The sequence below is a fragment of the Lutimonas halocynthiae genome, assembly GCF_030409835.1.
Classification (GTDB): Bacteria; Bacteroidota; Bacteroidia; order Flavobacteriales; family Flavobacteriaceae; genus Lutimonas; species Lutimonas halocynthiae.
The window spans coordinates 971,725-991,940 of record NZ_JAUFQO010000016.1; the positions used below are offsets into that span (position 1 = coordinate 971,725).

Annotated in this window: 18 protein-coding genes; 14 read left to right on the top strand and 4 right to left on the bottom strand. The window is 36.9% G+C overall.

What is annotated here, in order from left to right; all coding sequences use genetic code 11:
- Positions 1–112: 112 nt before the first annotated feature.
- Entirely contained in the window at positions 113–2,176 is a 2,064-nt protein-coding gene (locus QWY87_RS17470) for a S9 family peptidase (protein ID WP_290293621.1), read from the bottom strand.
- Between the two features lie 181 nt (positions 2,177–2,357).
- Between QWY87_RS17470 and QWY87_RS17475 the strand changes: the two genes are divergently transcribed.
- Positions 2,358–2,681, top strand: a complete 324-nt coding sequence (locus tag QWY87_RS17475) for a YbaB/EbfC family nucleoid-associated protein (protein WP_290293622.1) — start codon at positions 2,358–2,360, stop codon at positions 2,679–2,681.
- Positions 2,682–2,686: 5 nt separating this feature from the next.
- On the opposite strand, the gene QWY87_RS17480 is transcribed toward QWY87_RS17475, so the two are convergent.
- A complete protein-coding gene (locus tag QWY87_RS17480) occupies positions 2,687–3,373 on the bottom strand; it encodes a lysoplasmalogenase (protein WP_290293624.1) in 687 nt (228 codons plus the stop codon).
- A gap of 3 nt (positions 3,374–3,376) precedes the next feature.
- Positions 3,377–5,263, bottom strand: coding sequence for a hypothetical protein (locus QWY87_RS17485; RefSeq protein WP_290293625.1), 1,887 nt, complete (start codon positions 5,261–5,263; stop codon positions 3,377–3,379).
- A gap of 198 nt (positions 5,264–5,461) precedes the next feature.
- Here QWY87_RS17485 and QWY87_RS17490 point away from each other — a divergent pair, with 198 nt between their 5' ends.
- The 11 genes from QWY87_RS17490 (at position 5,462) to QWY87_RS17540 (ending at position 16,069) form a co-directional block, all read left to right on the top strand.
- Complete coding sequence (locus QWY87_RS17490; protein ID WP_290293626.1) at positions 5,462–7,702, top strand: molybdopterin-containing oxidoreductase family protein; 2,241 nt, start codon at positions 5,462–5,464, stop codon at positions 7,700–7,702.
- The gene (locus QWY87_RS17495) at positions 7,699–8,232 is read left to right on the top strand and encodes a 4Fe-4S dicluster domain-containing protein (RefSeq protein ID WP_290293627.1); all 534 of its coding nucleotides are present in this window, start codon (positions 7,699–7,701) and stop codon (positions 8,230–8,232) included. The genes QWY87_RS17490 and QWY87_RS17495 overlap by 4 nt, the downstream gene beginning before the upstream one ends.
- 11 nt (positions 8,233–8,243) lie before the next feature.
- Positions 8,244–9,185, top strand: coding sequence for an NrfD/PsrC family molybdoenzyme membrane anchor subunit (nrfD, locus tag QWY87_RS17500; protein ID WP_290293628.1), 942 nt, complete (start codon positions 8,244–8,246; stop codon positions 9,183–9,185).
- Between the two features lie 4 nt (positions 9,186–9,189).
- On the top strand, positions 9,190–9,720 hold the full coding sequence (locus tag QWY87_RS17505) for a YeeE/YedE thiosulfate transporter family protein (protein WP_290293629.1): 531 nt from the start codon (positions 9,190–9,192) through the stop codon (positions 9,718–9,720).
- 18 nt (positions 9,721–9,738) lie between these two features.
- Positions 9,739–10,329, top strand: a complete 591-nt coding sequence (locus QWY87_RS17510; RefSeq protein WP_290293631.1) for a YeeE/YedE thiosulfate transporter family protein — start codon at positions 9,739–9,741, stop codon at positions 10,327–10,329.
- A gap of 13 nt (positions 10,330–10,342) precedes the next feature.
- Positions 10,343–11,008, top strand: coding sequence for a rhodanese-like domain-containing protein (locus QWY87_RS17515; protein WP_290293632.1), 666 nt, complete (start codon positions 10,343–10,345; stop codon positions 11,006–11,008).
- A 39-nt stretch (positions 11,009–11,047) separates the two neighbouring features.
- Complete coding sequence (locus QWY87_RS17520) at positions 11,048–11,671, top strand: rhodanese-like domain-containing protein (protein WP_290293633.1); 624 nt, start codon at positions 11,048–11,050, stop codon at positions 11,669–11,671.
- A gap of 454 nt (positions 11,672–12,125) precedes the next feature.
- The gene (locus QWY87_RS17525; protein ID WP_290293634.1) at positions 12,126–13,127 is read left to right on the top strand and encodes a rhodanese-like domain-containing protein; all 1,002 of its coding nucleotides are present in this window, start codon (positions 12,126–12,128) and stop codon (positions 13,125–13,127) included.
- 36 nt (positions 13,128–13,163) lie between these two features.
- On the top strand, positions 13,164–14,180 hold the full coding sequence (locus QWY87_RS17530) for a rhodanese-like domain-containing protein (RefSeq protein WP_290293635.1): 1,017 nt from the start codon (positions 13,164–13,166) through the stop codon (positions 14,178–14,180).
- A gap of 17 nt (positions 14,181–14,197) precedes the next feature.
- Positions 14,198–15,244 carry a porin gene (locus QWY87_RS17535; protein ID WP_290293636.1) on the top strand — a complete coding sequence of 349 codons (1,047 nt, stop codon included), beginning with the start codon at positions 14,198–14,200 and terminating at the stop codon, positions 15,242–15,244.
- Positions 15,245–15,415: 171 nt separating this feature from the next.
- Positions 15,416–16,069, top strand: coding sequence for a Crp/Fnr family transcriptional regulator (locus QWY87_RS17540; protein WP_290293637.1), 654 nt, complete (start codon positions 15,416–15,418; stop codon positions 16,067–16,069).
- Positions 16,070–16,075: 6 nt separating this feature from the next.
- On the opposite strand, the gene ligA is transcribed toward QWY87_RS17540, so the two are convergent.
- Complete coding sequence (gene ligA / locus QWY87_RS17545) at positions 16,076–18,076, bottom strand: NAD-dependent DNA ligase LigA (protein ID WP_290293638.1); 2,001 nt, start codon at positions 18,074–18,076, stop codon at positions 16,076–16,078.
- Positions 18,077–18,279: 203 nt separating this feature from the next.
- Between ligA and sqr the strand changes: the two genes are divergently transcribed.
- Both sqr and QWY87_RS17555 read left to right on the top strand, forming a co-directional pair.
- Complete coding sequence (sqr, locus tag QWY87_RS17550) at positions 18,280–19,512, top strand: type III sulfide quinone reductase, selenoprotein subtype (RefSeq protein ID WP_290293639.1); 1,233 nt, start codon at positions 18,280–18,282, stop codon at positions 19,510–19,512.
- Positions 19,513–19,530: 18 nt separating this feature from the next.
- Positions 19,531–20,208, top strand: coding sequence for a helical membrane plugin domain-containing protein (locus QWY87_RS17555; protein ID WP_290293641.1), 678 nt, complete (start codon positions 19,531–19,533; stop codon positions 20,206–20,208).
- Positions 20,209–20,216: the final 8 nt, after the last annotated feature.

Consider the following 20,216-nt stretch of genomic DNA (forward strand, 5'->3'; position numbering starts at 1 on the left):
CTTTGATTATAAAAACCGGGCAAATTTAAGTATTTTTTTTTTAACTATAACTGATCATCTAAATAAGAATGTAATCAGCGTATTAGGCATCACAATAAAATAAAATATATTATTATTCGCTAATCCCCTCTAAATCAAACAAAAAGCAATAATCTCGAGTTACTTCTTTTAAAGCATCAAACCTCCCGGATGCTCCTCCATGACCTGATTCCATATTTGTGTACATTAATAACTGTTTATTGCCGGTCTTATTCAACCTCAATTTGGCAACCCATTTAGCTGGCTCAAAATATTGAACCTGTGAATCATGCAATCCTGTTGTGACCAACATATGAGGGTAATCGTGCTTTTGCACATTATCATAAGGAGAATAAGACAACATATATTCATATGATTCTTTATTCTTTGGATTTCCCCATTCATCAAACTCACCAGTAGTTAAAGGAATACTTTCATCTAACATGGTTGTTACCACATCCACAAATGGAACCGCTGCGATAATTCCATTAAAAAGTTCCGGATTTAGATTTATTACTGCTCCTACCAATAAACCACCGGCTGAACCTCCTTCAGCATATAAATGATCAGCAGAAGAATACTTATGATTAATCAGGTGTTTGGCGGCATCAATAAAATCATAGAAAGTGTTCATTTTATGAAACATTTTTCCGTCATCATACCATTTTCGACCAAGGTATTCACCTCCACGAACATGAGCTATAGCATAAACAAACCCCCTGTCAAGTAAACTAAGTCTGACTGAACTGAATCTGTCACTTACTATGCTCCCATAAGAACCATATGCATAAAGAAGCAAAGGTGTTTTCTCATTGATCTTTGTTTTTTTGTGATATACCAAAGATATTGCAACGCGTTTTCCATCTCGTGTAGTCGCCCAAATTCGTTCACTTTGATAGTCTTCTTTATCGAATGTTCCTCCTAGTACTTCCTGCTCTTTTTTTACCTCTTTAGAACGATCATCAACATTAAAGTCGATCACCGAATTAGGGGTTGTCAAAGAGTTATAACTATATCTAATTACATTTGTATCAAATTCTGGATTATTATAGACCGAGGCTGAATAGGTTTCTTCATCAAAAGGAAGGTAATAATCATCCGATCCATCCCATTTTTTTATCCTAATCTTATTTAGACCATTATTTCTTTCTTCCAGTATCAGAAATTCTTTGAAAATTGAAATATCTTCTAATAAAGTATCTTCTCTATGAGGGATAACCTCTACCCAATTCTCTTTTAACGTCTCGCCTATTGGCGTTTTCATCAGTTTAAAATTGAGGGCATTATCCATATTAGTTAAGATATAAAAATCTTCACCGTAATGAGCCATACTGTACTCAAGGTCTTTTTCTCTAGGTTGAACAATTTTGAACTTTCCATTAGGGTCGTTTGCATCCAAATACATATACTCTGTAGACAAGGTGCTATATGATCCTATAATGATAAAACGTTTCGATTTTGACTTATAGGCAAAAGTCCAAAAAGCCTCATCATTCTCTTCAAAAATTAACTCATCCTCAGATACATCAGTCCCTAAAACATGCTTAAATATTTTATCACTGCGCAAGGTTACAGGGTCTTTACGGGAATAAAAAACCGTTTTATTATCGTTGGCCCAAGCTGTGCTTCCTGTAGTGTTTTTAATGATCTCAGGATAGATCTCATTCGTTTCAAGATTTTTAAACTGAATATCGTATTGTCTTCGACTCACAGTATCGACTCCAAAGGCAGCAACCGTATTTAACTGGTTAACATTTAAGCCCGTTAAAGCATAATAATCATGCCCTTTCGCGAGTTCATTGACATCAATCATGATGCTTTCCTCTGCATCCAGGCTAGCCTTTTTTCTTGTATATACCGGATATTGTTTACCCGTTTCATACTTGGTAATATAATAATAGCCATTTTTCTTATAAGGTACAGATTCATCATCCTCCTTTATTCTGGCTTTCATTTCTTCAAAAAGATCTTCTTGAAATTGTTTGGTATGAGCCGTCTTATGCTCATAATAGTCGTTTTCGGCATTTAGATAGTCAATGACCTTGGGATTCTCTCTCTCATTCAACCAATAATAATCATCAACTCGAATATCACCATGAATCTCCATTTCTTTGGGGATCCTTTCAGCTATGGGAGGGACTATCTCCTTTTTAGACATATTTGTATCTTTTGTGTTTTCTAACATTTCTTTTTCATCGGCAAGTGCAAAAGTAATAGATAATATTATGTTAATAACATTTTATTTATCTCATTATCAATAATGGGTATTGCTTAAATTCTTAAATTAGCTATCCTCGTGAAGAACGAAAACAATTAATTAATCGAAAAAATATAAGATCATGTTTGGAGATATGCAAGGAATGATGGCCAAGTTACAAGAAGCTCAAGCCAAGATAGAAGAAACTAAGAATCGTTTAAATACCGTAATGGTAGATGGCGACGCCGGGAATGGAATGGTCGTCGTAACAGTAACTGCGAATAGAGAAGTGAAGAATATCGCTATAGACGATCAGTTGCTTGAAGACAAAGAAGCTTTAGAAGATTATATGATCCTTGCACTCAATAATGCAATTGATAAAGCCAATAAAATTAATGAAACTGAAATGGCCGCTGCTGCCAAAGGAGGTATGCCAGACATTCCAGGAATGGATTTATTCAAATAGTCTGGTTAAGTTACTCCGTCTTTATCCAGAACTTTTGATTCAGAACCCAGCATATAACTTGCTATAAGATACTGGGCAGCAATATAGGTCAACATGATTGTAACAGGATAAAATGATTGCTCTTCGTGAAATTTATTCAATGCGATCATACTATCTGACAGGATAAACAATAAAGCACCCTGTAAAAGGGTCATGCTTAATTTGTTTTTAACTGCCAAATAATTCAATAAGGCAATCGTCCCAAAAATCGAAATAGCCATTCCATAAACCATCACCGGAATGAGTAAGTCATTCAGATTAGGTGACAAAATCGAAATTAAAACGCTATAAAATAAAAGAAAAGGCAGTATTGATGCCAATTTTTTCTGTCGAGATACTTTAGCTAAGCCCTTTGAAAAAATAAAAATATAGATTACTTGTGTGATCAGAAAAGCGGCTATTCCGAAAATAAATAAGTTGATCTTATCAAGTAACAGCACATCTCCTATAAAAGAAAAAAACAACGCTATAACATACCATTTGTTAATAGCATCTGTCTTGATCAGATACCAAGCTATCAAACTCGGAATAATCATGGGCTTACAGACTGTTTGCAAGAATGGGTTTTCCATAAAAATACCCACAACATCTAACAATGAAACCAATATGAAAAATAAAAATACAGGTTTGGAAAATCTCTTATAACGCATCATATACTAATAATCTGGTAGCAGACATTTGTCTGACAATTTCAAAAGTAACGGATTTAATCCAGTTTTTAGAGATTCAGTCATGATTTTAGAATCTTTCGAATGACATTGTAAACAAGCTCCCACAGTCAAGACTTTTTGCTGTTCAGCTACACTCAATGGTCTAAAGTCACTGCGTGTAGATAGTTTTTTGGAACTCGGTTCAGTCAAAAATGGAATCCAGGCATCTTCAGGCAAACCATCTATTGGATTTACTGAATAGATTGGTTCAAAGTTCCAGGTTGCAGACTTGCCATTTACTTCATAGCGTAGCTTGCCTTTACCATAACCCAGAGATGCAGGATCAAGGTGACAAGATTCGCATGACCTGGCTTCTTTTGCCGTAGTATGTGGTGCATTAGCTGCGTATAATCTTTCAAAAACAGGCTCATTTGATGATGAAGCCTCATGAGCAGATTTATCGATAGATAAAATCATTCCTGGTATAGCTGGTTCTACTATTCTTCCTTCCTCAGTTATCCGCACTCCCATAGCCGGAAGACCCGTTTCAAATTCAAAAACATGTTCTATCCAGGTTCCTTCAATCAATTTCTTTTCTAATAGATCATATCCTTGTTTATCATTATCGTAGGTATTGTGACAGCCAATGCATCTGGGAGCCCATTGTGAATGGCAGGAGGAGCAACTTAAAGATTGATGCGCTTCATCTCTGGCACAGATATCACTTTGTTTCTTTATCAAATGTTCTTTCCCATCCTTTTTACCTATCAGATACGCCTCACCTCTGTCATTAATAAAAGTATTTACAAGCGGATGACCATCTTCGGCTACTTTCAACATTTCCTTTTCCTGATGCTGGTAATTTCGGTGCATAAAAACCAAGGAAGATTCGATATCTAAATCATCGTAAGCTACTGTCAGTGGCTCCTCCTTATAGTGACAATCAGAACAACTTAGTTTTACGGCATCCTCTTCATGTAAATAATCCTTCCCATCCCCCATCACTTCATGAGAACTGTGACAATCTATACATAACAGGCCTTTTGAATGGTGTACATCAGCTCCTTTGAACTCATATATTCTTTCATCTTCAAATTGCTTATAGTTTTCTGATGCTGGTAGTTCATCCAATAATGTTTCATGCCACCCCATATAATTGGTAGATATCCTGCTTGACCGGCTATGACAACCAAAACAATGTGTGTCACTCATAAAAACATCCGTTGAAGGATGCATTTGAGCCAATTTTGTTTTTCCTGAAACAAGGTAGTCATCGAGCTGATTTGACGCCTCCTCGGAATAGTTCAAATGACAAGCATTACAACCTCCTCCTCTACTCAACTGAGAAATGGCACCCAGCTCAGTTTTTTCGGCACCTAAATGACAATTTGCACATAGATCACGAAGGTGATCATCCGCAGGGCTATGACCCAAATCACGAATATCAAAATGATGATCTGGCGAATCACTCTCGCCAAAAATATATTTATCAACGGCCACCAAACCGCTATTGGTTGTCATCAATGAGTGTTGAATTTTCTCTAATTCTTGTTTGTGACAGGTGCCGCAGGTAAATTCTGCGTCACTTAAATTTCCTGGGATAACAACCATATCTTGATGTGACAAATCTTTGTCTGAACTAGCCGGATTGCCTAAATGACAAACCACACAACCAAGAAGCTTAGGGTCGTGAAAAGATGAAAATCCAGTCATCTCCACATGGCATTCAGTACATGATTCTTTTGAAACCTCAATAGTTGCATATGCTTCTGAATCCATTAAACCCTGTTGATCATTTTGAAAAAACTTCAACCCAAACCAAACACCAGCAATCAGCACCAATGCCAAAAAGAGCCAGATACTTCTCAATTGATTTTTTTTGATTGAGGTCATTCTTGTGTTTTGAACAAAATTACCAAGATGTAAGAATGAAAAGTATGAGTAATGACATGTTTTATTCTTCTATATGTGACCGAGGTCACAATTCAATATGATTTTTATCATCTAAACAACAGTGATGTCACTCTAATTTTACCCGAAATATATCTGTAATAAAGTGTAAAGCAGGTATTCAATAAAAACTATTACAGCATGGTTAATTCAAGAAGGTCATTTATCAAGATATCCGCAATGGGTGCCAGTGGAATTGCTATTAGTACTTCTGCTCTAGGCGCCATACCTTCAGATCTGACTTCTAACAAGAAAGGTGTTGCAACAGCGGCAACGCTAAAACGATCTGCAACCTATTGCGAGGTTTGTTTCTGGAAATGTGCAGCTTGGGCCTATTCAGATGAAAACAATAACATTCAAAAAATTATAGGGAATGATAATGATCCTCACTGTTATGGACGTCTTTGCCCCAGAGGAACCGGAGGTATTGGAATGTACAGCGATACGGATCGCTTAAAAAAACCTTTAATCAGAACTCAAATTAACGGCGAAGATACTTTTAGAGAAGCATCTTGGGAAGAAGCACTTGATCTTGTCGCTAAAAACATGCGACAAATTAAAGATACTTACGGGTCGGAGTCAATGGCCTTAATAAAACATGGTTCTCCGGGTAGTCATCTGGAACATCTTTTTAAAGCCTTTGGATCTGATACCATTGCTGAACCAGCCTATGCACAATGCCGTGGCCCCAGAGAAACCGGCTTCGGTTTAACATTTGGATCGTGGGTCGGATCACCTGAACCCACTGATATTAGAGACACCAAATGTCTGGTTTTGATCGGTTCGCATATCGGTGAAAACATGCATAATAGTCAGGTACAAGAAATGTCTGATGCGATTGACAATGGGGCAAATATTATAACTGTTGACCCAAGATGTTCAACAGCAGCGAGTAAATCACAACATTGGCTCGCCATAAAGCCTGCTACTGATATTGCATTATTACTATCATGGATGCATGTTTTGATTTATGAAGATATTTATAATAAAGAATATGTTGAGCAACATGGTCATGGTTTCGAGGCCTTGAAGAAACATGTAAAACCTTTTACGCCTGAATGGGCTTATGGTATTACAACCATTAAACCAGAAGAAATCAGAAAAACAGCCAGAGTAATGGCTGCTGCAGCTCCAGCTGCAATTATACATCCCGGAAGACATGTAACATGGTATGGTGATGATGCGCAAAGAGAGCGCGCAATTGCCATGCTCAATGGGCTTTTAGGTTCTTGGGGAAATCGTGGAGGCTTTTATTTTAAAGAAAAAATTAAAGTGCCTAAATATCCACATCCTGCTTATCCACATCCAAAATGGGGATGGAAGGAACTGGGCAAAAAATATCCTTTTGCAGAAATGGGGAATACAATGGAAGTAATCAAAGCCTCAATTCCTGAAAACAACCCAAAATATCCTATCAAGGGCTGGTTTGTAGCAGGTACTAACTTAGTTACTTCAGTACCACAGCGTGCCATGATTGAAAAAGCAATAGAATCCCTTGATTTCATGGTCGTTATGGATACCATGCCAATGGAAATAACCGGCTACGCAGATGTCATTTTACCAGAATGCACCTATTTAGAAAGATATGACGGAATCAGATCTGCAACTAACAGAGAACCTTCTATTGCGCTGAGATGCCCGGCTGTTCCTCCAAAATACGATTCCAAACCTGCCTGGTGGATGGCTAAAGAAATCGGAACGCGACTTGACCTCCAAGCCTACTTTGATTATAATGATTTTGAAGAAGTTATTGCATGGCAATTAAATGAAATGGGCAGTTCATTGGAAGAAATGAAAAAAATTGGTGTAAAGAACTTTAAAAGAAAATCAGGGTCTCTCTACATGGAAAAAGGCAAAGCACATGAATTCGCTACCACAAGCGGGAAAATTGAATTTTATTCAGAAGATCTGGCAGAACTTGGGCTCGATCCCATGCCTGTTTATACATCACATGAAAGTCCGGATCAAGGCTTCTACAGACTCAACTATGGAAGATCTCCAATGCACACTTTCAGCAGGACGATCAACAATCCTAACCTGAGTGACCTGACTGATGAAAATACGCTTTGGGTAAATCCAAAAGTCGCCAGAATTGAAGACTTAAAAAATGGCCAATACGTTTGGCTCGAAAATCAAGATGGAATTATTTCAAGTTTTTCAATTAAAGTAAGGGTTACAGAAAGAATCAGATGGGATTCTGTTTACATGTATCACGGATTTGGACATAATAATAAAAAACTGAGCCGAGCTCATGGAAAAGGAGCTAGTGACACTGAGTTGATCAGTAGAATAAAAGTTGATCCTCTAATGGGTGGTACCGGAATGAGGGGAAACTTTGTGAAAATATTAATCGAGAACCCAACTAAAGAGGTATTGTTATGAAATATGCGATGGTCATTGACACATTAAAATGTGTAGGATGTAGTGACTGTGTGGTTGCCTGTCAAACTGAGAATAGTGTACCCATTGGTTATTGTAGAGACTGGGTTACAGAATCAGTAAATGGTGCCTACCCACATGTCGAGATTGAATTGAAGTCTGAACGGTGTAACCAATGTGATAATGCTCCTTGTGTGCGTTGTTGCCCAACTGGAGCCAGTCATAAGGCTGAAGGTGGAATTGTATTGGTCACTGCTGACGAATGTATCGGTTGTGGAGCATGCATTGCCTCATGCCCTTATGATGCAAGATATCAACACCCTGATGGATATGTTGACAAATGTACTTTTTGTGCGCATCGATTGAAAAAGGGTCAATTGCCAGCTTGTGTTTCTGTATGCCCTACCAAATGCATGTATTTTGGAGACATTGATGACCCAACAAGTAAGGTATCCCATTTACTTGCTTCCAGAAAGTTTAAGGTCTTGGCACCCGAAGCCGGAACCAAGCCTAATGTTTACTATCTAATTTAATCTGAATCATCATGCAAGAAGAAATATTTATCAGCGGAAGAAATATCCCAAAAATCGATCCAAATCTCGAAGTATGGCATTTCCCGATATCACTTTATCTTTTTTTAGGAGGAATGGCGGCAGGAATCATATTCTTTGCCACTTTGTTCACTATACTAAAACGTGAAAAACAAGTGCAAACTGCCATCAAACCAGCGATGATTATCGTGCTTTTTGCTTTGAGTATTGGCTTATTAGCCTTGTTCTATGATCTTACTCATAAGCTTTATGTATGGCGTTTGTACACAACTATCAGACTAGAATCTCCCATGTCATGGGGAGCCTGGGTTTTGCTCTTAGTCACGATTGGGTCATTCTTATGGGTTTTTAGTTATTTTTCAGAAATCTTCCCTAAGTGGGACCTTAAAATAAAAGCGTTAAAAAATCTGGAAGGCTTTCTTATTAAGAATCGAAGAAATCTAGCGATCATATTATTGCCACTATCTCTAATCCTTGGTATCTATACCGGAATCCTTTTATCTGCATTCAATGCAAGGCCCCTTTGGAATAATGCCATTTTAGGTCCGTTATTTTTAATATCAGGGCTGTCTACAGGAGCCGCCTGCATCATACTATTTTCAAAGGATCACCTAGAGCGCAAGCTCTTCAGTCAGATTGACCTTGCATTGATTTTTATAGAATTAGCATTGATTGTTCACATGATTATGGGAATGTACGCAGGATCTGCTGTCCAACTTGAGGCACTTGACATATTGATCGGAGGAGACTATACCGTTATGTTCTTTGTTTTTGTGATCATACTCGGCTTGATATTTCCTGCAATCCTGGAAGGGATAGAGCTCCTTGGTTATAAGGTCCCTGTAATTATTCCGGCGGTTCTAATCTTGATAGGTGGACTCGTTTTTAGAATGGTCATGGTTGAAGCCGGGCAATTAACCAGATACTTATATTGATACTATGGAAAAGACAAATCAAAAAAATCGACACGTATATTGGAATCCATATTTTGGTGGATTTCTTCTCGGATTATTAATCATTTTCACCTTTTATATCACAGGAAGGGGTCTTGGAGCAAGTGGCGCTGTTAAAAGTGGTGTGGTCACAGTAGTGAATAAGGTTTCACCTGAACACACCGAAAACAATGCCTATTATAAAAAATTCATCGATGGTGAAAGTTCACCTATGAATAACTGGCTGGTTTTTGAAGCTCTTGGAGTTATCATGGGTGCCTTCCTATCAGGAGCTATGACCGGACGTGTCAAACTGAAAATTCAGCATTCTCCTAAAATCACAGGAAAAAGAAGGTTGGTCTTTGCCCTTATTGGGGGGCTCCTTTTTGGCTTTGGTGCACAAATAGCAAGAGGCTGTACAAGTGGCGCTGCCTTAAGTGGTATCTCGGTATTGGCTACCGCCGGATTTATTAGCATGATGGCCATATTTGGGACAGGTTATTTAGTAGCCTACTTTTTTAGAAAAAACTGGATTTAATCAATAAAATATACAATTATGGGACCTATTATTCCAAATGAATTAATACCTGCAGAATGGAATTTTGTTTTTGCCATTCTGATCGGAATTGCTTTCGGATTTATAATGGAAGCATCTGGATTTTCTTCTTCCAGAAAACTTGTCGGCGTTTTTTACGGTTATGATTTTGCTGTATTGAAAGTTTTCTTAACAGCTACAATCGTTGCTGTAATTGGTCTTCATTATTTGGATTATCTAAACTGGATCAATATGGATCAACTCTTTGTACAACCTACTTATTTATGGGCGGCATTAGTTGGTGGATTTATTATGGGTGTTGGCTTTCTTGCCGGTGGATTTTGCCCGGGCACAAGTCTATGCGCCGTTGGTATTGGGAAAATCGACGGCATCGTTTTTACAGTGGGATTATTTATAGGTATCCTTATTTTTTCGGAGTCCTTTTTATGGCTACAGCCTCTTTATGAAAATTCCTTTCTGGGTCATATAACACTAGACGAAACCTTAAACATTTCTCCCTACCTCATCATTTTCATATTCACACTCATTGCCCTATTGGCTTTTTTTATATCCGATATGGTCAGAAAACGAGTAAAGAAAGTCTTTTACTAAAAACATATCACTTATGTCTGCTACATATACCACAAAGAAAATACTCGTAAAAAGAAGTTATCAAATACTTGCTTTGATTCTTATCGCTTTAGCCGCTGGCTTACTTTTGATTCCAAAGCATCCAAAGCATGAAGGTATTTCACCTGAGCTTTTTGCGAAAAACATCCTCAGTACCGAAAGATATATTACTTCTGACCAACTGGCTGACAGAATTATCAATCAAGATCCAACGCTGTTATTAATCGATACGAGATTATTAGAAGCGTATCAAAGTTTTAGTTTACCTAATGCTATTCATATTCCATTATCTGAAATATTCAGTGAAGAGTTGAACCCTTATCTCGACCAAAACATCTATGACATTATATTGTTTTCAAATGATAATTTCAACGCCGAACAGGCCTGGATGCTATGTAATCGAATGGATTACCAAAGGCTTTATATACTAGATGGAGGTCTTAACACCTGGTTTAGCACTATAATCGAACCTATACCACCCAAAGAAACGATGTCACAAGAGGCATTTGAACTATACTCTTTTAGAAGGGCTGCTGGTAAATATTTTGGTGTTGCAAATGACACTGTAGAAGTTGAAGTAAAACCTGTGAGAAAGGCGGCTCCCAAAAAGGTGGTTACCAAACCTAAGAAAAAGAAAAGAGTACCTGAAGGTGGATGTTAACCTCAGACTGATTCAATACAAAACAATTAATTTAAAATTATGAAAGAGTTAGAAAAAACAAAAAGAATCTCCATATCAGCTGTACTTTTTCTATTAGTTGTGGTCATAAGTCTATTGACATTTCGAAAACCACAATATAGCTTCACAAATAACACGGCCAAAACCCTTGAATTTATTAGTAATAAGTCATACATCTTATCAATATCTGAATTCGAACAAATCAAAGATCAAGCATCTGTTATTATTGATGTTCGTAGTAATTTTGACTTTTCCAAAGGACATATTGAGAAGGCCATAAATATTCCTTTAAGTCAGCTACTTGATAAAAGCTCAATTGACTTACTCACAGGGTCCAGCTCGCAAAATCCAGCCATTTTATATGGTAAAACTCCTGAAGAGGCCAATGCTGCCTTTATGCTATTATACCAATTGGGTAATGAAGATATTAAGGTATTGAGTGTAGCTACTTACTATGATGACAAACAATTTCATGTCAAGAATATAGAAATTGGAAAGGCCAAAGTAAATTATGCTACTACTATGGAAAAAGCAATGATTCAACCTGTAAAAAAAGTTGTCGTTAAACCAGCTCCAAAACCGGTAAAGAAAAAGGTAGTAGTTCAACCAAAAAAGAAAAAGAAAATGCCCGAAGGAGGTTGTTAAATTTTGTCATGAATTTAGTAACGCTTCGAGTTAGTTAGTTAATTGTTTTGTTAAAAGTCCTTCGCCTTAACGAAGGACTTTTTCTTTAATTAATTTGATCTGGACAACTGCAATTGACGTCTTTTGATTAGAAAATGAGTTCTTATTATTCGTCTAAACTACTCAGTTTTCAGAATTTCATTTTTAATAATCTACACAAGCAACATTTTCAACATCCGCCTCACTTTCAACTCAAATTAAATACTTTTAATGTATTGATTTTATGATAGTTATAGTGAATTTATTTCATTAATTCATTTGTAATGTTTGTTGCTTTTTTTGGTAACAATTGATACACAGTAAACTCATTATATATTGTAAAACCATGAGAAATATCATGGAAATATGTCTGCTCTAAAATTATTTTTAAACCAAGTAAAAACAGATAAACAATTGAATTTTAAAAATTTACATCATGAGAAAACTATCATTAATTCTCGTATTATTATTACTGCCTGCCACACTATTGGTAAGTAGTTTTAAAGCACCAAGTGCAAATCTAAATAACAATATTGATCCTCCAAATGAATTTGAAACCCTCTTGAGTTTCCTTGAAACCAACAGAGATTTCATCAACACCGATGCAGCTCCTGCCTTGATTCCTGCAGATGAGGTTAAAAAGAACCTCAAGAATCCGAAATATCATATAATTGATATTCGAAGCGCAACCTGGTTTGAATATGGTCACATCAAAAATGCTGTGAACGTTCAACCCTCGGATCTTTTAAATCATTTTGAAAATAGTATTTCACCCTCCGAGTATGACAAGATCATTTTGATCTGTTATTCAGGGCAGTCTGCTGCATATTTCACCGGTCTTTTGCGCATTGCTGGTTATGATAATACGCATAGCATGAATTGGGGAATGAGTTCATGGAGAGTTGATTTTGCCGAGAATTCTTGGCTTAAGAATACTTCCGATGATTTCGCTGCAAAATTAGAAACTACAACGCATGAAAAAGGAGCTAAAGGTTCTGCTCCTGAAGTTGCTACTGGTAAATCTGATGGCGAAGCCATTTTAAGAGCAAGATTAGAAAAGGCATTTGCTACACCTTATAAAGAATCTATCGTAAAATCTGCTTTGGCATTTGAGAATCCAAATGACTATTACATCATAGACTATAATGGTTCTGATCGTTATGCCAAAGGACATATTCCTCAAGCTGTTCAATATGACCCAAATGGATCCTTAAGTTCTACTGCTGATCTATTTACACTTCCTACAGATAAAACAATTCTTGTTTATGGCCCAACAGGTCAAGAAACCGCCTACGTAGTAGCTTACTTAAATGTTCTTGGTTACAAAACCGGCAATTTAGCCTATGGAGGTAACAGTTTTATGCACAAAAATCTAAAAGAAAATAACTGGGAGGCCTTTTCTAAAAAAGAGGTTAACATGTTTCCGGTTATCGAATAACAAAAACTCAAAATTTTATTCAATAAACAAATAATTATGAAAAAAATAAATCTATTCGTACTAGCATTATTATGCGTTCCAGTGTTGCTACTTAGTTCATGTGACAGAGGAGATGAAATCAGTCCAGAAAATCCAATTCTTAAACCTGCGTTTGAAGTAATGAAGGATCATATGATGGATAATGATCTTGATTTAAACAACATTCTAAGCGGACCGGGAGGAGAAGTTAAATTTGTGGCCGGAGCTCCTGCAGCAGCAGATCTGGATGCATTTTTGAATAAATACAGTATTCTTGATATCAGAACTCTCGAAGCATTCAATACAAGTCATATTCAGGGAGCTAAAAACATAGCCTTTGCCGATATACTTAAAGAAGCAGATGCTGCAAGCAAACAAGTCTTAGTAGTTTGCTATACAGGTCAAACAGCTTGTTATGGCGCATCTCTTTTACGCCTTGCCGGACACAGTAATGCCCAAGCACTTAAATGGGGTATGTCTGGGTGGAATTCTGAAACAGCTGGTTCATGGAATAACAATACAGGAGATGAAGCAAAAGGTCATGGTAATTGGGCCGCAAATAAAGCGCCAGACGACCTGACTTTTGATGACCCTGTATTTGACCTTTATTCTACAGATGGTGCAGAAATTTTAAGACAAAGAGTTGAAGCTGTAATAGAAGCAGGTTTTAAAACTGCCAAAGGAACAGATGTTTTAAACAGCCCTGAAAATTACTTCATCAACAACTACTTTGGAGATACAGACTACGGAAATTTTGGTCATTTAAAAGATGCTTTTCGCGTCAAGGAAGTTTTATTACTTGAGGGCAATGGTTACAAAGGTCTGGATTCAGATTCGAATGCCAAAGTGATTACTTACTGTTATACTGGTCAAACCTCAGCTGTTATAACAGCCTGGTTACAAGTTCTTGGGTATGATGCTTATAGTATGACATTTGGGATGAATGGAATCTACCATTCTAACCCAGCTTGGAGCTCAAATCAATGGGGTGTTGGCTCATCCGTTCCTAAAGAATTACCGTTGATCAAAAATTAATCTTCAAATAAGATAACATGAAAAATATTATTTCGATATCTATCGTACTGATGATTAGTATGTTCATTAGTCAAATACAGGCGCAAGGTTGCGACGCCGAGGACCCTACTGACAGCATTGCTCCTGCTAAAATCAAACTATTTGGTTTTATCCAACCTGAATATAATTATACTTTTTCTGACCCTGCTGAAAGCACTTTTAAATTTAGAAGAGCGAGAATTGGAGTTAGAGGCCGTCTCTTTGAAGATTGGAGCTATTATTTTATGCTAGAAACCAGTCCTTTTATAGGTGGTGTTGGAAGTGCTTACCTCATGGATGCCTTTGTAACCTGGGATAAATATAACTGGGCTAGACTTTCTGTTGGATCGTATAAACAGCCTTTCGGACGTGAAGTTCAGACCGCGTGTAATGCATTAATCACTATTGATCGGGCTATCGTTTCAGATCAGTTAGTAGTCCCTCAAAGAGATTATGGTATTTCAATTTGGGGTGGAAATGTAAACACCAGACTGAATTATGCGTTTGCGATCATGAATGGTAGTGGCTTAAATAAAGTCGATAACAACAATAAAAAAGATGTTGTTGGACGCGTCACCTATAAAGTGTTTGATTTCATGACCATTGGAGGTAGTTTTAGATATGGTTATCCGAAGTTAAATAATGATGAAGACAGCCGAACTACCTATGGTGGTGAGATTTTATTTGACATCAATAACCTTCATATCCAAGGAGAATATATTCATGACGAAGGAGCATATGATCCAGGTGCAGATACCGGTTGTGGATCTGAACCACTTGCCCTTGGAGAGGAAAGAGATGGAGCCTATGGTATGATCTGGTATGACACTAAATGGAATCTTCAACCTGTATTCAAATATGAATTTTTTGATCAAGACCTTGATCTAAAAGATGTACCATATAGATACAGCGAAAGAATGACAATTGGTCTTAATTATTATTTCAATAAAGCGATACGCTTACAAGTGAACTATCAAGCCAACATTGAAACCGTAATCAATGAGGATAACGATAAATTCCTGGCACAAATTCAAGTAGTTTTCTAATTATTTATTTGTTTTGCTTGAATGCAGTCAGAATCGATTTTGGTGGAAAACTCCTTAACACATGTTAAGGAGTTTTTTTAGTAATAAATGTTACCGTATGACAAATATCCTGTTTACTCATTCTATTTTAGATTAATTTTGTGTCAATATTGATTTTTAATAGATAAAAAAATGAATACACAGGAAGTTATTCTTAGAGAAAAACTAAGCGAATATTACAGTTCCATTTTCGAAAAAGATCTTATAGAAGAAATCGTTAAGGTTGGTTTTTTAGATAAGTATAAACACGGTGAGGTATTAGTGGATATTGGAGAGAATATGACGCATATACCTCTCATACTCGGCGGAGCGGTTAAAATAATTCGCAGAGAAAAAGAAGGTGATGAGCTGGTACTTTATTTTCTAGAGAAAGGAGACACTTGTGCCATTTCATTTATCAATTGTATTAACCGTAAAGAAAGTATCTTCAAGGCCGTTGTAGAGAACGATACAGAGGCCATCTTTTTACCTGTGGACCATATAGACGAATGGCTGGCAAAATATAAGACATGGAGGCATTTCATCATTGATAGTTACCACTTCAGGCTAATCGAAATGGTAGAATCAATAGATGGCCTGGCCTTTATGAACATGAATCAGCGCTTGCTAAAATATCTCGGAGATAAGGCTAAGATCAATCAAAATGTGAACCTTGAAATTACGCATCAGGAAATTGCTGATGACTTGAATACCTCAAGAGTTGTGGTGACCAGGCTTCTTAAGCAACTGCACAATGATGGAAAGGTTTATTCAACCCGTAACAAAGTAAAAGTTCTGGAAATCTAAGCCTGATTAATCGATCATGTTTAAATAGTCTTGTTCGGTAACGATGGAGACGCCTAAAGTTTCGGCCTTTTCCTTTTTACTGGGCCCCATATTATCACCTGCAATGATAAAGCTGGTCTTTTTAGAAATTGAACCGGTCACTTTACCGCCGTTATCCTCTATAGATTTTTTTAATTCATTCCTTGACAGGATATGAAAAACACCTGAAACCACAATTACTTTACCCTTTAGCTTTTCGGTCTGAACGGCCAGAAGGGATTCGTCCAAAGCCAGGTTCAACCCATATTTTTTTACCCTATTAATTAGAATGCAATTGCCTTCATTGCTAAAGAATGAAATAATACTTTCAGCAATTCTTTCACCTATTTCATCTACACTAATCAACGCTTCATAATTGGCCTCCATCAAAGCATCTATATTTTTATAATGACGGGCCAACTTCTTGGCAACAGTCTCTCCTACAAAACGAATGCCCAATGCAAATAAAACTTTTTCAAAAGGAATACTTTTGGAGGCTTCTATACCGATGATCATATTTGAAGCAGATTTTTCAGCCATTCTTTCTAAAGGCATCAGTTGTTCCTTAGTAAGCTCGTATAAATCGGCAAAATTATGAATCAATCCGTTTTTAAAGAGCAATTCTACAGATTCCGCTCCTAGCCCATCAATATTCATAGCTTTACGGCTAATAAAATGTTGTATCCTGCCCGTTATCTGGGTTGGGCATCCAAATTCATTTGGACAATAGTGTTTGGCGTCTCCCTCCTTCCTGAGGAGTTCGGTTCCACAATCAGGGCAATGCGTAATATATTGTATTGGTTCAGAATCTACCGCACGCTCCGCTGTGTCAACGCCTACAATTTTTGGGATGATCTCCCCTCCTTTTTCAACGAAAACCTTATCATGCAGCCTTAAATCAAGTTTTTCAATTTGATCCGCATTATGCAAAGAAGCTCTTTTTACGATAGTGCCTGCCAATTCTACCGGTTCCAGATTAGCAACAGGTGTAATGGCACCAGTTCGTCCTACCTGGTAGGTGACTTCGTTAAGCGTCGTGGTGGCTTGTTCTGATTTAAATTTATAAGCAAGTGCCCAACGTGGTGATTTTGCAGTATAACCAAGTTCATCTTGGTGATTAAGACTATTTACCTTAATAACTACTCCATCTGTCTCATATGGCAGCTCATGCCTTTTTAGGTCCCATGCTTCTAAAAAACCAATGATTTCATCGACATTCTTACAAAGTTTAATGGTGTCGGGAACTTTAAAACCAATTTCCGTTGCATGCATCAATGTTTCGAAGTGTGTCTTAAATGGATTCTTCTCTGAAACTACCTGATACAATAAACAATCCAGCGGTCTGTTGGCCACCTCAGCACTATCTTGAAGTTTTAGACTTCCACTTGCTGTATTTCTTGGATTCCTGTAGGGATCTTCTCCTGCTTCCATTCTATCCAAATTCATTTTTTTAAATCCTTCAAGAGGTAAAACAATCTCACCTCTGATGTCGAAAGAGGATAACTCATTTTCTCTTAAAACAAGCGGAATTGACCTAATCGTTTTAATATTAGCGGTTACCTCATCACCCATAAAACCATCACCTCGGGTTACCGCTTTCACAAAAGCACCATTTTCGTAAGTCAAGTTTATCGAGGCTCCATCATATTTCAATTCACAGGTAAATTCTAAATCTACGTCTCCCAGTATTCTTTGAATTCTTGCTTCCCATTCTAAAATATCTTCCTTTGAATAAGAATTATCCAAAGAATACATTCTGTTTTTATGCGTTACTGTCTTAAAATTTTTTGTGATTTCCCCACCAACTCTTTGGCTTGGAGAATTTTCATCAAAATATTCAGGATGTTTTAATTCGAGTTCCTGAAGCTCCTTTAATTTACTATCAAATTCAAAATCAGTTATACTTGGCTCATCAAGAACATAGTAGCTATAATTATGTTGTCTGAGTTCTTCTCTCAGGGTAATAATTGTCTTTTCAACTTCAGTCATCAATGCTATGGTTTTGGAGTTTTAAAAATAAACCTTTTTTTATTATCAGCGTATTTTTCTTCCTTTCTATATACTTTTTTTTGGATCCTTGTGTTACATAAGTTACTGAAAATAGTGACTTTACGCACGTAAATATGACTTAAGTCACATATTAAAAAAAAACCTCACTCTATATTTGTACTATAATTAATAAGACAAAAAACATGAAGAAGTTAGTGATTTTAGGTGCCGGAACAGCTGGAACAATGATGTTAAACAAATTGCATCACGAACTTGAAAAAGACGAATGGGAAATCACAATCGTTGATCAATATAAAACACATTATTACCAACCTGGATTCTTGTTTATTCCTTTTGGAATTTACGGTAAAAAAGATGTAATCAAACCAAAATATGATTTCTTCCCTCCAGGAGCAAATGTGATTTTTAGCCCTATTGATAAGATCGTGGGTGAAGAGAACAAAGTACTTCTTGAAGGTGGCAGGGTATTGAATTATGACTTTTTGATCATTGCCACAGGAACAGAAACAAGACCGTCAGAAACCGAAGGCTTAACAGGAGAATTATGGTATAAGGATATCTTTGATTTTTATACGGTAGAAGGCGCTGTAGCACTTCATAAGCGTTTTAAAGACTGGGAAGGTGGTAAATTGGTTATGTGTATTCCGGAATTGCCATATAAATGCCCGGTAGCTCCAATAGAGTTTGTATGTCTTGCTGAAGCATATTTTGCTGAAAGAGGGATGCGAGATAAAGTTGATATCTCTTATGTTACGTTGATGTCAGGTGCTTTCACAAAGCCAGTGGCCTCTAAGGTACTTGGTGATCTTTTAGAAGAAAAAAATATCGATGTTGTTGCTGATTTCTATTTGAGTCATGTTGATAATGAAAATAAAAAACTGATTTCTTATGATGATCGTGAAGTGGAATTCGACATCTTAACTATCGTTCCTGTCAATATGGGATCAGATATGATCGAGCGAAGTGGTCTGGGTGATGACATGAATTATGTACCCACTGACAAGCATACGTTGCAGTCTAAACAATTCGAGAACATTTTTGTGATTGGTGATGCAGCAAACCTTCCAACATCAAAAGCTGGATCTGTGGCGCATTTTGCCGCTGAAATCCTAATGGAAAATATTCTTGCAGCAATGGAAGGAAGAGCTCTTCCTGCAAAATTTGACGGTCACGCCAATTGTTATATTGAAACGGGTTACGGTAAAGGTGCCTTAATCGATTTTAATTATGAAACAGAACCATTACCAGGAACTTTTCCATTACCAGGTATCGGGCCATTTGGTCTATTAAAAAATACGAAAATGAATCATTATGGTAAAATTCTTTTCAGATGGATCTATTGGCATATCCTACTTAAAGGAAGAGAATTACCTATCGAGGCTGATATGACCATGGCAGGAAAAAAGAGAATTTAACCTCAATAAAGACTAGTGATGGAAGATAAGAATATACAAATACAAATTGATGCACTGGACAAAAAGCTGGATCTGATCCTGGGGTATGTACATCAACAAAAACTACAGGCCAACATGGTTGAAGACCTTGTAGGGGATCTTAGTATCATTGGGAAGGATGCCTATGATTCTACAGTACTAGAGCTCGACAAAAGACAGGTTGAACTTGATCCATCCGAATTAACCGGATTAGCCGTTTCATTTTTGAGAAATATCGGAAATATCAAAACCGTAATGGATACACTTGAAATGGCCGTTGATCTTGGTAAAGAAGTTGGACCAATCGCTAATGAAGTGATCTTGGACTTTACAAAACAAATGCATTCATTAGAACAAAAAGGCTATTTCGACTTTATTAGAGAAATAGGACCGGTTATTGACAATGTTGTTAAAGGCTTTAGCCCTCAGGATATTAAGGAATTATCAAATAGTATTGTTTCTATCCTGTCAATTGTTAAAGAAATGACACAGCCAGAGGTACTCAGTACCATGCAAAATGCAATTAAGGCGTTTAATAGTATGGAAACAGAAAGTGTACCTTCTTACTCTGTATGGAAATTAATGAGAGAAATGAATAGCCCGGAAATGAAAAAAGCATTGGGTTATGGTATTACCTTTATGAAAAATGTCTCTAAAGATGTTCATATCGAAAAATAAATAAACAA

Coding starts and splice junctions, on each gene's coding strand:
- QWY87_RS17470 (WP_290293621.1), bottom strand. CDS start 2,176: ATGTCTAAAAAGGAGATAGTCCCTCCCATAGCTGAAAGGATCCCCAAA.
- QWY87_RS17475 (WP_290293622.1), top strand. CDS start 2,358: ATGTTTGGAGATATGCAAGGAATGATGGCCAAGTTACAAGAAGCTCAA.
- QWY87_RS17480 (WP_290293624.1), bottom strand. CDS start 3,373: ATGATGCGTTATAAGAGATTTTCCAAACCTGTATTTTTATTTTTCATA.
- QWY87_RS17485 (WP_290293625.1), bottom strand. CDS start 5,263: ATGACCTCAATCAAAAAAAATCAATTGAGAAGTATCTGGCTCTTTTTG.
- QWY87_RS17490 (WP_290293626.1), top strand. CDS start 5,462: ATGGTTAATTCAAGAAGGTCATTTATCAAGATATCCGCAATGGGTGCC.
- QWY87_RS17495 (WP_290293627.1), top strand. CDS start 7,699: ATGAAATATGCGATGGTCATTGACACATTAAAATGTGTAGGATGTAGT.
- nrfD (WP_290293628.1), top strand. CDS start 8,244: ATGCAAGAAGAAATATTTATCAGCGGAAGAAATATCCCAAAAATCGAT.
- QWY87_RS17505 (WP_290293629.1), top strand. CDS start 9,190: ATGGAAAAGACAAATCAAAAAAATCGACACGTATATTGGAATCCATAT.
- QWY87_RS17510 (WP_290293631.1), top strand. CDS start 9,739: ATGGGACCTATTATTCCAAATGAATTAATACCTGCAGAATGGAATTTT.
- QWY87_RS17515 (WP_290293632.1), top strand. CDS start 10,343: ATGTCTGCTACATATACCACAAAGAAAATACTCGTAAAAAGAAGTTAT.
- QWY87_RS17520 (WP_290293633.1), top strand. CDS start 11,048: ATGAAAGAGTTAGAAAAAACAAAAAGAATCTCCATATCAGCTGTACTT.
- QWY87_RS17525 (WP_290293634.1), top strand. CDS start 12,126: ATGAGAAAACTATCATTAATTCTCGTATTATTATTACTGCCTGCCACA.
- QWY87_RS17530 (WP_290293635.1), top strand. CDS start 13,164: ATGAAAAAAATAAATCTATTCGTACTAGCATTATTATGCGTTCCAGTG.
- QWY87_RS17535 (WP_290293636.1), top strand. CDS start 14,198: ATGAAAAATATTATTTCGATATCTATCGTACTGATGATTAGTATGTTC.
- QWY87_RS17540 (WP_290293637.1), top strand. CDS start 15,416: ATGAATACACAGGAAGTTATTCTTAGAGAAAAACTAAGCGAATATTAC.
- ligA (WP_290293638.1), bottom strand. CDS start 18,076: ATGACTGAAGTTGAAAAGACAATTATTACCCTGAGAGAAGAACTCAGA.
- sqr (WP_290293639.1), top strand. CDS start 18,280: ATGAAGAAGTTAGTGATTTTAGGTGCCGGAACAGCTGGAACAATGATG.
- QWY87_RS17555 (WP_290293641.1), top strand. CDS start 19,531: ATGGAAGATAAGAATATACAAATACAAATTGATGCACTGGACAAAAAG.